The sequence below is a fragment of the Corallococcus sp. bb12-1 genome, assembly GCF_026626765.1.
Taxonomy (GTDB): domain Bacteria; phylum Myxococcota; class Myxococcia; order Myxococcales; family Myxococcaceae; genus Corallococcus; species Corallococcus terminator.
Map to the genome: position 1 here is coordinate 939,866 of NZ_JAPNJZ010000001.1, position 14,254 is coordinate 954,119.

The following is a 14,254-nucleotide window of genomic DNA, read 5'->3' on the forward strand; positions in this document are numbered from 1 at the left end:
CTGAAGGCGAGGACTCCGGCCGGACACCGAAGGACTTCCGGTGCCCGGCCGTGTCGCATCCACCGACTAGAAGTTGGGCGTGAGGAAGTCCTTCAGCACGCCCATGTGCTGCATGTTGGAGGCGCCGCTGTCGCTGGACAGCGCCGGGTAGATCTCCGACAGCGGCGTGTAGACGCGGCTGTCGAGCACGAGCCCGTTGGCGAAGGAGCTGGCGCCAATCACGGTGGGCACGCGGTACTGGTACAGGTCGTTGTCCACGAGCACGTGGTCGTACGGCTTGGCGCGGCTCGCGTTGGTGCCGTCCTTGCCGTTCTTGTCCACCGGGTGCGGCCCGACGGTCGTCACCACCTGCTTGAAGGTGGTGAGGCAGGACTCGGAGCGGCTGTCGGTGTTGAAGTCGCCGCCGATGGTCAGGTAGTCGGACTCCCGGACATTGTCCTTGATGAACTTCACCAGGTTGGTGGCCTCCGTGTTGCGGACGCCGGAGCCGCTGGTGAGCAGGTGCACGCTGACGGCCCAGAGGTCGTGCGGCCCCGGGATGTCGATGCGCGCCCAGGCGAAGTCACGGTTGGACACCTGCGTGTCCTTCCACTCGCCCGACTCGATGATGGGGTAGCGGCTGATTATGCCGTTGGGGATCTGCGCGCCGGTCTCGCGGTAGTACGAGAAGCCCGGGCCGAAGGTCGTGTCGACCATCTCGCGGATCTCCGCCGCGGAGTTCGCCTTGTAGTTGAACTCCTGGATGAGCACGACGTCGGGCTTCACGCCCTGCATCAGCCGGATGCCGTGACCCTGGTCGTAGTCCTGGCCATTACCGCTGGTGATGTTGGCCGCCATGATGCGGATCTTCGTGTAGCCACCATCCGTGTCCGAACCACCGTCCGTGGTGCCCGCGTCGTCAGAGCCCGCGTCCGTGGTGCCCGCGTCACTCGTCGTACCGGCATCGCTCGTCGTGCCCGCGTCGCTCGTCGTGCCCGCGTCGCTCGTCGTACCGGCATCGACCGTCGTACCGGCATCGCTCGTCGTGCCCGCGTCGCTCGTCGTACCGGCATCGACCGTCGTACCGGCATCGACCGTCGTACCCGCGTCGCTCGTCGTGCCCGCGTCGGTCTCGGAGCCCGCATCGGCGTCCGGGCCCGCGTCGATCGAGCGACCGGCATCCTCCACGTCGCCCGCATCGACCGTGCTGCTGCCAGCATCCGTCCCAGTGCCCGCGTCGTTCCGGGCTCCGGCATCGGCCGAGGTTCCAGAGTCCGGAGGCGTGGCGGGCTCAGTACCCGGGCCGCAGGCGGTCGCCAGGGCCCCCACCGCCACGAGGGCGCGGAGAATCGGGGGGAGCTTCATGGACATGCGGGACCTGAATCCTTGCTTCCGAGGGTGACGAGGGGGTGACCCGTCGGCTTCGGCACGCCGACTTGCGCGTGATTATAGAAGTTTGCAGGTTGGCTGTCCTCTGACCGCCCGTGAGGTTTTTCTCTCTCCTTTCGCAGAATCCGAGAGCCCTCGCCCGCACGTATCTGCGGAAGACTTGAATTCAAAGAAAGGCATCGCCAAAACAGTCGACGACACAGCGATACAACGCAGCGATACGACGCAACAGGACGTGAGGAGTCCACGATGTCACCACGGCAGCTCATGGTGCGTTTCCACGGCGCACTGAACGACTTCCTCGCGCCGGAGCGCCGGAACGTGGCGTTCACGCACGCCCTGCAGGGCAGCCCTTCGGTGAAGGACCTCATCGAGTCGCTGGGGCCGCCGCACCCGGAGGTGGACGTGGTGCTGGTGGACGGTGAAGCGGTGGGCTTCGAGCACCGCGCGCAAGCGGACACGAGCCTCGTCGTCTACCCCGCACTCCAGGCGCCCCGGGTTCCACCGGAGTCCCGCGTGGGACCGCCGCTCCCGGAGATGCCTCGCTTCGTGTTGGACGTGGGCCTGGGGCGGCTGTCGGGCTTCCTGCGGATGCTCGGCTTCGACACCCTGTGGCGCAACGACTCCGCGGATGATCATCTGGCGCGCCTGTCCCGTCAGGAGTCGCGCGTGCTGCTCACGCGGGACCTGGGCGTGCTCAAGCGTTCGGAGGTGGTGCACGGCTACTTCCCGCGCGCCACCGACCCTGCGCACCAGCTGGTGGAGGTGGTGCGCCGCTACGAACTGACGTCGCGCATGCGGCCCTTCAGCCGCTGCATGGCCTGCAACGCGCCGCTGTCCACCGCCACGCCGGACGAGGTGCAGGGCCGCGTCCCCGAAGGCGTGGCTGGACGCCACTCCCACTTCCGCCAGTGTCCCGGCTGCCAGCGCGTCTTCTGGCCCGGCACCCACCACGACCGCATGCAGGCCCTGGTGGACACGCTGCGCCGGTTGGAAACCGTCGGCACCTGAGGTCGCGGGCTTTAGCGGCTCCGGGGCACCGTGGCCCACACCTTCGGGCCCCGGGGTTCGTTCTTCTCCAGCACCAGGTCGAAGGTGATCTCCACCGTGCGCGCGAGCCGGAGGAAGAACTCCTCGGCGAAGGAATCCACCAAGAAGCCCAGGTCCCGCATGTCGAGCGTCACCGGAGCGCGTGAGACGATGCGCAGGCTCGTGCCCTCCAGCACCGTCACCACCGCGTCCGCCGTCACCGGCAGCCGGATGCCGAGCGCACTGACGCGCCCCTGGATGTTCACCGGGATGGCCGTGCCGAAAGGCACCGCGTCCAGTTGGTAGCGGCCGTCGAGCGCGTCCACCGAGTCCAGGGTGAAGTCCACGGACTCGATGGTCTTGAAGAAGAACTTCCCCAGGTTGAAGTCGCGGACCGGCTCTCCCGTGCGCACGGAGCGCGTCCTGGCGCTCACCTGCGCGGTGCAGGTGTCCAACCGAAGCCATTCCTCGAACCGGATCGTCGCATCCACCTCGTCCAGGAAGCCCACGAGCGCCTTCTCCTCCAGGTCGTTCGAGGACTGCTTGCGCACCCGGAAGGTGACCACCGAGCGCTGCGGCTCCGCCGGCCCCGGCGTCTCACAGGTGAGCCGCGGGTCGGCGAGCACGGTCTTCTTGATGGCCTCGGCGTACTTCACGTACCCCGTGCAACGACAGACGTTCCCGGAGATGGCCTGACGGATGCGGTTGTCCAACTGGGCCGCCGGAATGGGCCCGCGGGCGAGCTGATCCATGAGCACGTCCGCCGCCATCAGGAAGCCCGGCGTGGAGAACCCGCACTGGAAGGAATAGCACTCCAGGAACTCCCGCTGGAGCGGGCTGAGCTCCTCGCCCGGTCCCGACAGGCCCTCCACCGTCGTGAAGTGCAGCCCTTCGATGGAGTCCATGCGCGCGTAGCACGCCAACATGGCCATCTTGGGACTGCCGGGCGCCTTCTGCGCCACGACCTTGCAGGCCCCGCACGAACCAATGCCGCAGCTGAGCTTCGTGCCGGTGAGGTCCAGCTGTTCGTGCAGCACGTCGACGAGCAGGTCCTGCCCCGACGCGACGACGGTCCTCGGGATGCCGTTGACGTGGAGGGTGTATTCGCGCTCGGTGCGCTTGGGAGTTCCGGTCATGGCTTCAGTCCCTCCAGGACACGCGCTGGCGTGAGGGGCAGCACGCCCAGACGTGCTCCCGTGGCATGGGCGACCGCGTTCGCGATGGCCGGCATCACCGTCGTCATGACGGCCTCGGCGATCCCCTTCTTCCGGATGGGAGGACCGGAGCGCAGGATCTGCTGCCCCTCGGGGATCGGCAGCAGCCGCAGTTGCACGCCCGAGGGGGGCATGTGCGTGGCGCGGGGCACCGGATAGCGGTGCAGGTTGAGCCGGCCGTCCACGCCCACGGGCGCGGGCGGGACGTTCTCGAACAGGGTCATCCCCAGCCCCATCGCGAAGCCACCCTCCACCTGTCCCTCGAGGATTCTCTGGTGGTGGACGTCGCCCGCGTCCAGGAGGGTGACCGCGTCCACGACATCAATCACCCCGGAGCGCGTGTTCACCGTGACCGCGATGAGGTGACCGGCCGAAGCGTAGACGCTCCGGATGTGGTGCTTCGCGTCGTTCGCGACCCCGTCGTAGGGCACGTCCACCCGGGTGACGTGCTGGTAGCCCCTCACGTCCTCGGCGTCGCCTCCGTGGAGGACGGCGAGCCCGTCGATGTAGCGCAGCCGCGTCGTGCCCCCCAGCGTGTACTCCGAACAGGCGTACGCGTTGCGGTAGTAGGTGTGCACGATGGCGCCGGTGCACAGCCCGTCCTCCTTCGCCCGGGCATGGGCCCTGGCCGCGAGTTCCTCCATGGGAATGGGGGGCCGTCCCGGAGCGACCAGCTTCCCATCCTCCCAGCGGGCGTCCTCCGGGACGTCGCCCCAGATGTCCGCCGCGCACGGCTTCAAGCCGTGATCGAAGACGACCCGCGCGGCCTCCTCGACCGCGTGGATGTGGAAGAACGCCGTCACCGAAGCGCTCATCGTGTTGTCGAGCTTCGGCGTGTTCCGAGGCTGCCCCGGGGCGTAGGGGGCCTTGTTCAACTGGATGGTGTCGTGGTCGAAGCGGCCCAGCACCCCCAGGACGACCCGGGACGCCTCGCGGCCCAGCAGCGGTCGGGTGGCGATGGCGAGCGAGGTCTCACTGCCCTGGCCCATCTCGATGGCGGTGGAGCGTACCGTCACCTCGCCGGTCGAGCTGACGCTGACCTCGGCGAAGACCGCGTCCTCGCTGGTGCCAATCGCCTGCATCGCGCAGGCGAACCCGACGCCGTACTTCACCAGCCCGTTGCCCCGGGCGGCGTACTCGGCCCGCTTCGCTTCCCGCCCGGTCCAGAGCGGCTCCCTCTGCGCGAGTTCGCAGATGCGCTCGGTGTCCAGCCGGTGCCGCAGCTCGAAGCCCGAGACGTCGACGTCGTTCGTCGTGAGCAGCTTCTCACGCCGGAACGCGATTGGATCCGCGCCGACAGCGCTCGCGACCTCGTCAATCATGGACTCGATGGCGAAGGCCGCCTGCGGGATGCCGAAGCCGCGCATCGACCCCGAGGGCGCGCCGTCCGTGCTGATGCCGTAGCCGCTGATGGCGTTGTGCGTGAAGCGGTACGGCCCGGCGGCGTGGAGGGCGCACAACTGCACGACGGGCTTGGTGAGGTTCAGCACGCCGCCGCCATCCATGTAGATGGTCGAGTCGAGCGAGTGCAGGACGTAGCCGGACTTCGGGTCCTGGGGATCCTTGAGCCCATAGGCCAGCACGTTCTGGAGCACGGCGGCGTGCCGCTTGATGCCGCAGAGGAACTGCTCGTACCGGTCGAAGGCGAGCCGCACGGGCCCGTCGCAGAAGAAGGCCGCCAGGGCCAGGTACATCGAGAAGGTGGAGAGGTCCCGTCCCCCGAAGCCGCCGCCAATCGGATAGGTCTTCAGCTCGACCCTGGGGGCCTCACCCTCGGGCCACAGGGCGGTGAGCGTCTCCACGCCCTCCCGGTCCTTGCGCGGAGACTGCGTCCCCGCCGCGATGCGCATGACCCGCTTGCATTCATCATCCCGGGTGAGGAAGGCGAGGCCCGTCTCCAGCTCCATGAACATCGGATCGATGCTCTGGCTGAAGAAGGTCCGGCGCAACACGGTCATCCCCTCCTCGGAGACGGACCTGCGGATGGCTTCGCGTGCCTTGTTCGCCTGGAGGTTGATGGCCCGCTTCGCGGGGTCCACGTCCGGCCCCAGCGCGTCGGGGTCGTGGTCCTTGTGGCCCTGGGCGGAGAACTCGTTGTCCTTCACCTGGCTGCGGATGAAGTGGGTGGCGCCGTAGATGGCCTCTTCATTGAAGGCCCTCGCGCCCAGCAGCGGATTGACGAGCCGCTGGATGTCCTGTTGCCACTCCACCCGCGAGCTGGCATCGAAGCGCAGCAGGGGACTGCCTTCATGTCGGCTCGGCTCCCGGTTCCAGGTGGCGAACTTCCGCAGGTCGTTGCTCTCGCGGAACAGGAGGATGGCCACGGGCTGACCGATGTTGTCCGCGTAGCCGCCAGGCGGGGTCAGCCAGTACAGCCCGAAGAAATCGGGCACCACGCTCTTGTCATCCAGCGCGAGCCCCTGGGCCGGATGCACGACCGTCCGGGGCCTGCCACTGGAGTCCTTCTGTCTGTACGGCGCCGTGAAAGCGCGCGCGTGGAGGTCCGTGGCCTGGATGATCTCCGGCGGTTGGACTCCCAGCAGCGTGAAGACCTCCAACAGCCGCGCGTCATCCAGGCCCAGATACTTGCGATCCGCGAAGGTGACGCGAAGCAGGTAGACGTGGCGGCACGCCCCCTCCCAACCCAGGTCGCGCGTGTTGAAATCGCGTCCGTAGACCTTCTTGCCGCGGACCTTGTCTTCACGGTCACCGAGGAATGGAGGCATGTGCCCCCATGAACTAACACACCCAGAATATGGGCATACATCCCCTCAGGATGAGCCGTCTGTCTTCAGGCCAACGCCTCCCGACATTTGAGGCACACCTCGCCGCCCTGCCCCACCGCTTCCGAATACACCCAGCAGCGCGGGCACTTCGTCCCCTTCGCGGGCAGCACCTCCACGGACAGGGACGCGCCGTCGCCAAACGCCTGCGACACCTCCAGCGCCGTCGCCGCGTCGGAGGCCGTCTCCTCCCATTCCACCTGGCTCACGATGAACAGCCCGGGCAGCTCCGGCAGATGCGCCTGGAGCAGCTCCGCGACCGCGCCTCCCGCCGACAGCACCACGCGAGCCTCCAGGGACGCGCCAATGCGTTTGTCCCGCCGCGCCACCTCCAGCACGCCCTGCACCGCGCTGCGCACCGCGAAGAGCTTCGCGTACCGCTCCGCGATGCCAGGCGCCATCGCGCCCTTCGGCTCCGGGAAGCCCGCCAGGAACACGCTCTCCGTGTGTTCGCCCGGCAGGTGCTGCCACGCCTCTTCCGCCGTGAAGCTCATCACCGGCGCGAGCAGCGGCAGCAGCACGGTGACGACTTCGTGCAGCACCGTCTGCGCTCCCCGGCGCGCGGGCCCGTCCGCCTTCGCCGTGTAGAGCCGGTCCTTCAGGATGTCGAAGTACACGGCGGACAGGTCATTGGCGCAGAAGTCCACCACCGTCGCGTAGACGAGGTGGAACTCGTAGTCCTCGTACGCCTGCCGCACCCGGGCCACCACCTGCGACAGCCGTCCGCGCGCCCACTGGTCCAACGGCGATAGCGCCTCCGCCGGCACCGCGTCCTTCGCCGGATTGAAGTCGTGCAGGTTGCCCAGCGCGTAGCGCAAGGTGTTGCGGATCTTCCGGTAGCCCTCCGACAGCCCCTTGAGGATGGCGTCCGACAGGCGCACGTCGTTGCGGTAGTCGCTGGCCGCCACCCACAGCCGCAGCACCTCAGCTCCGTATTGCTGGATGACCTTGTCCGGCGCCACCGTGTTGCCCCGGCTCTTGGACATCTTCTCGCCGTGGCCATCCACCACGAAGCCGTGCGTGAGGCACGCCTTGTAGGGCGCCACGTCGCGCGCACCCACCGACACCAGCAGCGAGGAATGGAACCAGCCCCGGTGCTGGTCGCTCCCCTCCAGGAACAGGTCCGCCGGCACGCGCTGCCGCTTCGCCAGCACCGCGGAGGCCATGCACGCCGAGTCGAACCACACGTCCAGGATGTCCGTCTCGCGGTGGAAGTCCCCCTTGCCGCAGCGCGGACACCGGAAGTCCTCCCCGAGGAAGTCCTTCACTGGCGTGCGGTACCACACGCCCGCGCCTTCCTTCTCCACCGCCGCCGCCACGCGCTCCATCACCTCTGGAGACACCACCGCGTCGTCGCACCCGTCGCAGTACGCGATGGGGATGGGCACGCCCCAACTGCGCTGCCGGCTGATGCACCAGTCCGGGCGGCCCTCCAGCATGCCCCGGATGCGCGACTGGCCCCACGACGGCACCCAGCGCACCTGGTCCACCTGCTCCAGCACCGCCTCCCGGAACGTCTGCGCGCCGTGGAAGGCCGCGTCCATGGGGATGAACCACTGGTAGGTGGCGCTCTGGATGACGGGCTGGTGGCAGCGCCAGCAGTGCGGATAGCTGTGCGTGAGGGTGTCTGATTTGTCATTGAGCAGCGCGCCCCGCTGCACCAGCAGGTCCAACACGACAGGGTTGGCCTCGAAGACGCGCCGGCCCGCGAGCACCTCGCCCACCGTGTCGTCATAGCGGCCGTCCGCGCGCACCGGGTTGTAGATGTCCAGCCCGTACGCGAGGCCCACCTCGTAGTCCTCCTGCCCGTGGCCCGGCGCCGTGTGCACCAGCCCCGTGCCCGCGTCCAGGGTGACGTGTCCGCCGAGCACCACGCGCCCCTGCCGCTCCAGGAACGGGTGTTGATACGTCACGTGCTCCAGGTCCTCGCCCGTCGCGTACGCGAGGATGCGCGAGGGGTCCACCAGCGCCGGGGACGACACCTCCCCCGTGGGAAGCTGCACGTGCTTCACCGCCAGCTCGTCCGCCTTCACCTCCGCCAGCACCTTGGCGAGCAGGTCCTTGGCCACGCACAGGACGCGGTCCTCCAGCCGGTAGAAGACGTATTCGAACGTGGGGTTCACCGCGATGGCCAGGTTCGCCGGCAGCGTCCAGGGCGTGGTGGTCCAGATGACGAAGGACACGCGCTGGCCACGCAGCTGCGGCAGCTTCTCACCCAACGAGGCCCCCGCGTCGAAGGCCACGTACACGGACGGCGAGGTGTGCTCCGCGTACTCCACCTCCGCCTCGGCGAGCGCCGTCTGGTCCTGGAGGCACCACGCCACCGGCTTCTTGCGGCGGTACAGCATGCCCCGGCGCGCGAACGTGGCCAGCTCGCGCAGCTCCTGCGCCTCGTAGGTGAAGTCGAGCGTCTTGTAGGGCGCGTCCCACGTGCCGAAGACGCCCAGCCGCTGGAACTCCGCCTTCTGGATGTCCACGAACTCCAGCGCGTATTCGCGGCAGCGCTCCAGCAGCGCGTCGCGCGACAGGGTGCGCTTGTCGAGCTTCTGTTCCTTCAGCCGCTTCTCCACCGCCTGTTCAATGGGGAGGCCGTGCGTGTCCCAACCGGGGATGAAGTCACACGGGCGTCCGGAGAGGTTCCGGTACTTCACCACGATGTCCTTCAGCACCTTGTTGAGCGCATGCCCGGCGTGCAGGTGGCCGTTGGCGTACGGGGGCCCGTCCGCCAGCACGAAGGGCTCCCGGCCGGCGTTCTTCTCCAGCAACTGCTTCCACACCCCGCGCTCCGCCCACCACGACAGCAGGCGTGGTTCGAGCTGCGACAGGTTCCCCTTCATGGGGAACTCCGTGCGCGGCAGGTGGACGGTGGCGTCGAGGTCCTTGCGGGAGGGGGCGTCGCTCATGGCTCCAGCGGCCGTAACACCCTCGCGCCAGGGCTTCAACGCGGACGAAGGGCGCGCGTGGCGCCCCACCCGCCAGGCGCCGTCACTCGTCGTGACCGTCGTCGTCGTCGTGCCCGGTGTGCTGCGGCTTGGCCTTGGGGCCGCCCTTGGGGCACTTCTTGTTGCACTTGGTCATCGCGGTCTTCATCTTCACGGCGCAGCGCTGCATGCAGGCCTGGCTGTCCTTCGCGGCCGTACTGCCCGGCTTGGGACAGGAGAGGGTGCACGACTGCATCTGCCCCCCCACCTTCTGGTTGCAGTTCGTCTGGCACTGATTGGGCGCGCCAGCGAATGCCGGCGGGGCCAGAAAGGCGACGCCCAGGGTCAGTGCTCCCATCCAGCCACGCACAGCGGTTCGGGTCTTCATGGTCATGATGATGTCCGACGCAGGGCGAGAACTCTACTTCACCGCGGTTTCAGGCCCTTGGCGTCCAGTTGGTACTTCTTCACCAGCCGCTCGATGGACTTGCGGTGCAGCCCGCTCTCCCGGGCCGCGCGGGACAGGTTGCCCTCGCAGCGGGTGAGGACGCTGGTGACGTACTCGCGCTCGAAGTTCTCCAACAACTGCTCCTTGGCGTCCTTGAAGGCCAGGTGTTCGTTGAAGGGCAGCGGGCCCTCACGGGCCTGGCCCCGGACACGCGGGGGCAGGTGGGAGGGCAATATCTCCTCCCCTTCGGAGAAGGTCAGCACGTGCGACAGGACGTTCATCAATTCGCGCACGTTGCCGGGCCACGCATAGGCCATCAGCAGGCCCATGGCCTCCGCGGAGAAGCGCTTGCGGCCGTGCTTGTCCACCACCTCCGGCTCCGCCAGGGCCTGCTTCAGGATGAGCGGGATGTCGTCGCGGCGCTGGCGCAGCGGCGGTAGCTGGATGTTGATGACGGACAGGCGGAAGTAGAGGTCCTCGCGGAAGTTGCCCGCGGCGATCTCCTTCACGAGGTCGCGGTGGGTCGCGGCGATGACCCGGACATCCACCTCGATGACGTCGTTGCCGCCCACCCGGCGCACCTCGCGGTTCTCCAGCACGCGCAACAGCTTGGGTTGCAGGTCCAGGCGCAGCTCGCCCAGTTCGTCCAGGAAGATGGTGCCGCCCTGCGCGCGCTCGAAGGCGCCGGGGCGGCCGGACACCGCGCCGGTGAAGGCGCCCTTCTCATGGCCGAACAGCTCGCTCTCGATGAGGTTGGGCGGGATGGCGCCGCAGTCCAGCACCACCATGGGGCCCTTCTTGCGGCCGGACAGCTCATGGATGGCGCTGGAGACCAGCTCCTTCCCGGTGCCCGTCTCCCCTTGGATGATGACGGACACGTCCATGGGCGCGATGCGCTTGATGAGCCCGAACACCTGCCGCATCTTCACGCTCTGGCCCACCATGCCGCACAGCTCGCCCTCGCGGTCGGGCTCCACCGCCACCTCCTCCTCCAGCGGGGCGAAGGTGATGACGGAGGAGCCAGCGCGGATCTGCGAACCCGGGGACAGGTAGGCCCGTTCGATGCGCCGGCCGTCCAGGAAGGTGCCGTTGGTGGAGTTCAGGTCCACCAGCAGGTAGCCGCGCTCGGTGTACTGGACCTCGAAGTGGTGGCGGCTGGCCGTGCGGTCCTCCACCAGCACCAGGTCGTTGCCCGGGTGGGCGCCGCATCTGAGCCGCTCCTTGTCGCTGGCCATGGAGCGCCCGGTGTCCGGCCCCGCCGTCACCAGCAGCCGGCACTTGTGCAGCTTCACGCTGGCGCGCGGATCCACCACCTGCGTCTCCCCGAGCAGGGAGGACTGGGACGCCAGTTCGAGTCCGACGTCGCCGGGATTCGTGTGGATGTCGTCGGGATGCGGGTTGGAGGCGGTCATCAGTGAACGCGAGGATAGCAAAGGGCGCCCACTCACCATGCCTGACGGTCCGTGCGTGCTAGTGTCCCGCGCCCCGCATGCCCCCCCGAAAAGTGAAGCCGAAGAAAGCGCCCGTCCCGCCTGGAGCGCAGGCACCCGAGCGTGGCGACGCACCGCGCCCACGCCGGCCCCGCGCCAAGAAGACCGTGGCCATCCTGTCCCGCAAGCGCTCGCTGTTTTCGACGCGGCGGCTGGTGGAGGCCATCAAGGCGCGCGGGCACCGGGCCGTTGTCTTCGACACGCTGCGCTGCTGCCTGATGCTGGCCCAGGGCCGGCCTCGCATGACGTACCGCGGTGCGGAGGTGAAGGGCGTGGACGTGGTGATTCCGCGCATCGGCGCGTCCATCACCGCCTACGGCCTGGCCGTGGTGAACCACTTCGAGATGATGGACGTGCCGGTGCTCAACCCCCCCACGGCCATCGCGCGCAGCCGCGACAAGCTGCGCGCGCTCCAGTTCCTGGCCCGCGCGGGCCTGGACATGCCCAAGACGGTGATGGCGCATGATCGCGGCGACGTGCGCAAGCTGGTGCATGAGGTGGGGGGCCTGCCCGTCATCATCAAGCTGATCAAGGGCACCCAGGGCGTGGGCGTGATGATCGCCCACACGCTGCCGGAGGTGCAGACCATCCTCGACACCTTCTGGGACCTGGGCCAGGAGATTGTGTTGCAGGAGTTCGTCGCGGAGAGCGAAGGCCGCGACGTGCGCGCGCTGGTGGTGGGCGACACGGTGGTGGGCGCCATGCGCCGCAAGGCGAAGAAGGGCGAGTTCCGCTCCAACATCCACCGGGGCGGCGAGGGCCGCGCCATCGTCCTGCCCCCGGACTACATGGAGGCCGCGGTGAAGGCGGCGCGCATCATCGGGCTGGAGGTCGCGGGCGTGGACATGCTGGAGGGCCGCAACGGGCCGCGCCTGATGGAGATCAACTCCAGCCCCGGCTTCGAGGGCCTGGAGGGCGCCACCGGTCAGGACATCGCCGGAAAAATCGTGGAGCACGCGTTGGTGTACGCGGGGACCCGGGGCAGCGCGCTCGTCGCGCGCGCGGGGCGAGCCACCTAGCGACAGCGTGCCGCCTAATGGTGTGACAGCAGGCACACGAGCAGCATTTGGAGCCTGCCCGCCTGCTTCATGGCATGCGTGCGAAGGCTCACGGTGCGCACGGTGCCTTGCATGCTCCACAGGAATACGGGAATGCCAACCGGCGTGGTTTGTCAGGGGGTGTTGGCAGCGACGGGGATGCGCCTCTAATCTGGCGACCCCCGATGAAAACGCTGCACAAGCCGCTGCAGATCACCGTCTACCAGGATGTGTTGTGTTCCTGGTGCTACCTCGCCGACCTGCGGTTGGACGTGCTTCGCCAGGAGTTTGGCGAAGCCGTCCGCTGGAGTGTGCGGCCCTACCCGCTGCGGCTGCACGACGTGCTGCCCACGGAGCGCGAAGTGCGCGGACTGGTGGAGGAGGTGAAGCGCGCACAGCGCGAAACCGAACCCACCGCCGCGCTGCTCTCCACGGACCTGTGGCTGGGGGGAGACCCTCCCCGCTCCAGCGTGCCGGCCCTGGCGGCGCTGGAAGCCGCGCGATTGCAGGGTCCGCAGGCGCGGGCCTTCCTCGCGCGGGCCATGCAACGCGCGGCGCTGGAACAGGGCGTCAACGTGTCGCGCTCGGACGTGGTGTTCGAGCTGGCATCGCGCGTGGGCCTGTCCATGAACCAGTTCTCCGCGGCCTTCCGTTCGGAAGAGACGCGCCGGCTCATCCACGACGAGCACCGGCTGGCCAACAGCCGCGGCGTGAGGGGCGTCCCCACGCTCGTCATCGGCGGCCGGTGGATGCTGTGCGGCCTGCGGGAGCTCACCGAGTACCGGGAGCACATCCTCGCGTGCCTGGGCAAGGTGACCCTGCCGCGCTCCGGTTCCGCCGAGCGGCTGGTTCACTGATCCGCATCCCCGCGCGGCGCGCCTTCGTTCCTGGACGAAGGCGCGCACGCGGGAAGGCGCCGGAGGACTTCAGCCCGGCAGCGGGCCCGCGACCTCGTCCGAACGGGGGCGCAGCGCCAGGTACATGCCCGCGATGAGCAACTGGGCCAGCGCCGAGGCGGGAATCAGGCCCACGCAGCACGCGACGACGCCCGCGAGGGCGATGCAGCCCACGATGAAGCCCATGCCCACCATGGCCAGGCGCTGGCCCCGGGCGCACTCCCAGCAGCGCCGCAACACCTGCAGGGGCCCCGGCGGCACGTCCTCGTACGCGAGCTCCGGCTGGATGAAGTACAGCGGGAGCGCCACGTAGACGAACGGGATGAGCAGCACCGCCGCGACCCCGCCCATCACCGCCAGCACGGGCGCCACGGAGTCCCAGCGCTCGGCGGGCGACAAGTCCGCGCCCGTGTTCCACGGCATGGCATCCGCGAAGCCCGCGCCCATGGCCACCAGGAACCCCAGGCCGCCCAGGATGAGCAGCGGCACCACGATGATGGCGAAGGTGACGAGCATCGTGAGCACGTAGGGCCCCACCTTGTGCATCTGGCTGAAGAGGCGCGCCACGTCCGCGCGCCCGCCTTGCAGCACGTCGAAGCACATGCGCAAGAGGCCCAGCTGCACCAGCCCCTGCACCACCACCTGCGCCGCGAAGCCCACGAGGCTCAGCAGGACGGCCAGCGCGGTGCTGTCCAGCGCGCTGCCGATGCCCTGGCCCAGGGTCACCAGCAGTTGCGCGCCAAAGGACACGCCGATGGTGATCAACACCCCCAGCGACAACATGCCCCATTCGCGCTGGAAGGCCGGCCAGCACACCTCCCACAGCCCGCCGATGCTCCAGTTGTCCCGGTTCAGGGGGAACTCCGCGCCGAAGCGCGCCCGACACGTGGGGCAGCGCGGGGAGCTTCCGCCCTCGCTGCACGTGCCGCACATGAAGTTGCCGCACCGCGCGCAGGTGCCCGTGGCGACCTGTTCGGGGTGCAGCGCGCAGGACGCCCCCGTCCCCCGTCCGAAATCCATGTCCGACATCCGTGTATCTCCCAGGCGCGGGCCCCAATCCCCGGGCCC

The 14,254-nt window shown here is 68.8% G+C and carries 10 protein-coding genes; 3 read left to right on the forward strand and 7 right to left on the reverse strand.

What is annotated here, in order from left to right; genetic code table 11:
• Positions 1-66 precede the first annotated feature (66 nt).
• The gene (locus OV208_RS03970) at positions 67-1,350 is read right to left on the reverse strand and encodes an endonuclease/exonuclease/phosphatase family protein (RefSeq protein ID WP_267572449.1); all 1,284 of its coding nucleotides are present in this window, start codon (positions 1,348-1,350) and stop codon (positions 67-69) included.
• A gap of 267 nt (positions 1,351-1,617) precedes the next feature.
• Between OV208_RS03970 and OV208_RS03975 the strand changes: the two genes are divergently transcribed.
• Positions 1,618-2,379 (forward strand): Mut7-C RNAse domain-containing protein, encoded by a 762-nt coding sequence (locus OV208_RS03975; protein WP_267572450.1) that lies wholly within the window; start codon positions 1,618-1,620, stop codon positions 2,377-2,379.
• An 11-nt stretch (positions 2,380-2,390) separates the two neighbouring features.
• On the opposite strand, the gene OV208_RS03980 is transcribed toward OV208_RS03975, so the two are convergent.
• From OV208_RS03980 to OV208_RS04000, 5 genes are all read right to left on the reverse strand, one after another.
• Complete coding sequence (locus OV208_RS03980) at positions 2,391-3,533, reverse strand: (2Fe-2S)-binding protein (RefSeq protein WP_267572451.1); 1,143 nt, start codon at positions 3,531-3,533, stop codon at positions 2,391-2,393.
• Positions 3,530-6,337 (reverse strand): xanthine dehydrogenase family protein molybdopterin-binding subunit, encoded by a 2,808-nt coding sequence (locus OV208_RS03985; RefSeq protein ID WP_267572452.1) that lies wholly within the window; start codon positions 6,335-6,337, stop codon positions 3,530-3,532. The genes OV208_RS03980 and OV208_RS03985 overlap by 4 nt, the downstream gene beginning before the upstream one ends.
• Positions 6,338-6,402: 65 nt before the next feature.
• Complete coding sequence (ileS, locus tag OV208_RS03990) at positions 6,403-9,297, reverse strand: isoleucine--tRNA ligase (RefSeq protein WP_267572453.1); 2,895 nt, start codon at positions 9,295-9,297, stop codon at positions 6,403-6,405.
• 82 nt (positions 9,298-9,379) lie between these two features.
• Positions 9,380-9,703, reverse strand: coding sequence for a hypothetical protein (locus OV208_RS03995; protein WP_267572454.1), 324 nt, complete (start codon positions 9,701-9,703; stop codon positions 9,380-9,382).
• A 38-nt stretch (positions 9,704-9,741) separates the two neighbouring features.
• Positions 9,742-11,175: a sigma 54-interacting transcriptional regulator gene (locus OV208_RS04000; protein ID WP_267572455.1), complete on the reverse strand. Its 1,434-nt coding sequence runs from the start codon at positions 11,173-11,175 to the stop codon at positions 9,742-9,744.
• A gap of 77 nt (positions 11,176-11,252) precedes the next feature.
• Here OV208_RS04000 and OV208_RS04005 point away from each other — a divergent pair, with 77 nt between their 5' ends.
• Both OV208_RS04005 and OV208_RS04010 read left to right on the forward strand, forming a co-directional pair.
• On the forward strand, positions 11,253-12,272 hold the full coding sequence (locus OV208_RS04005; protein ID WP_267572456.1) for an ATP-grasp domain-containing protein: 1,020 nt from the start codon (positions 11,253-11,255) through the stop codon (positions 12,270-12,272).
• Between the two features lie 203 nt (positions 12,273-12,475).
• Positions 12,476-13,147 (forward strand): DsbA family oxidoreductase, encoded by a 672-nt coding sequence (locus tag OV208_RS04010; protein ID WP_267572457.1) that lies wholly within the window; start codon positions 12,476-12,478, stop codon positions 13,145-13,147.
• Positions 13,148-13,216: 69 nt separating this feature from the next.
• On the opposite strand, the gene OV208_RS04015 is transcribed toward OV208_RS04010, so the two are convergent.
• Positions 13,217-14,215, reverse strand: coding sequence for a hypothetical protein (locus tag OV208_RS04015; protein ID WP_267572458.1), 999 nt, complete (start codon positions 14,213-14,215; stop codon positions 13,217-13,219).
• Positions 14,216-14,254: the final 39 nt, after the last annotated feature.

Bases quoted from the DNA above. Each gene is read 5' to 3' on its own strand.
- OV208_RS04005 (WP_267572456.1), top strand. From the start codon at position 11,253: ATGCCCCCCCGAAAAGTGAAGCCGAAGAAAGCGCCCGTCCCGCCTGGA.
- OV208_RS04010 (WP_267572457.1), top strand. From the start codon at position 12,476: ATGAAAACGCTGCACAAGCCGCTGCAGATCACCGTCTACCAGGATGTG.
- OV208_RS04000 (WP_267572455.1), bottom strand. From the start codon at position 11,175: ATGACCGCCTCCAACCCGCATCCCGACGACATCCACACGAATCCCGGC.
- ileS (WP_267572453.1), bottom strand. From the start codon at position 9,297: ATGAGCGACGCCCCCTCCCGCAAGGACCTCGACGCCACCGTCCACCTG.
- OV208_RS03980 (WP_267572451.1), bottom strand. From the start codon at position 3,533: ATGACCGGAACTCCCAAGCGCACCGAGCGCGAATACACCCTCCACGTC.
- OV208_RS03985 (WP_267572452.1), bottom strand. From the start codon at position 6,337: ATGCCTCCATTCCTCGGTGACCGTGAAGACAAGGTCCGCGGCAAGAAG.
- OV208_RS04015 (WP_267572458.1), bottom strand. From the start codon at position 14,215: ATGTCGGACATGGATTTCGGACGGGGGACGGGGGCGTCCTGCGCGCTG.
- OV208_RS03975 (WP_267572450.1), top strand. From the start codon at position 1,618: ATGTCACCACGGCAGCTCATGGTGCGTTTCCACGGCGCACTGAACGAC.
- OV208_RS03995 (WP_267572454.1), bottom strand. From the start codon at position 9,703: ATGAAGACCCGAACCGCTGTGCGTGGCTGGATGGGAGCACTGACCCTG.
- OV208_RS03970 (WP_267572449.1), bottom strand. From the start codon at position 1,350: ATGTCCATGAAGCTCCCCCCGATTCTCCGCGCCCTCGTGGCGGTGGGG.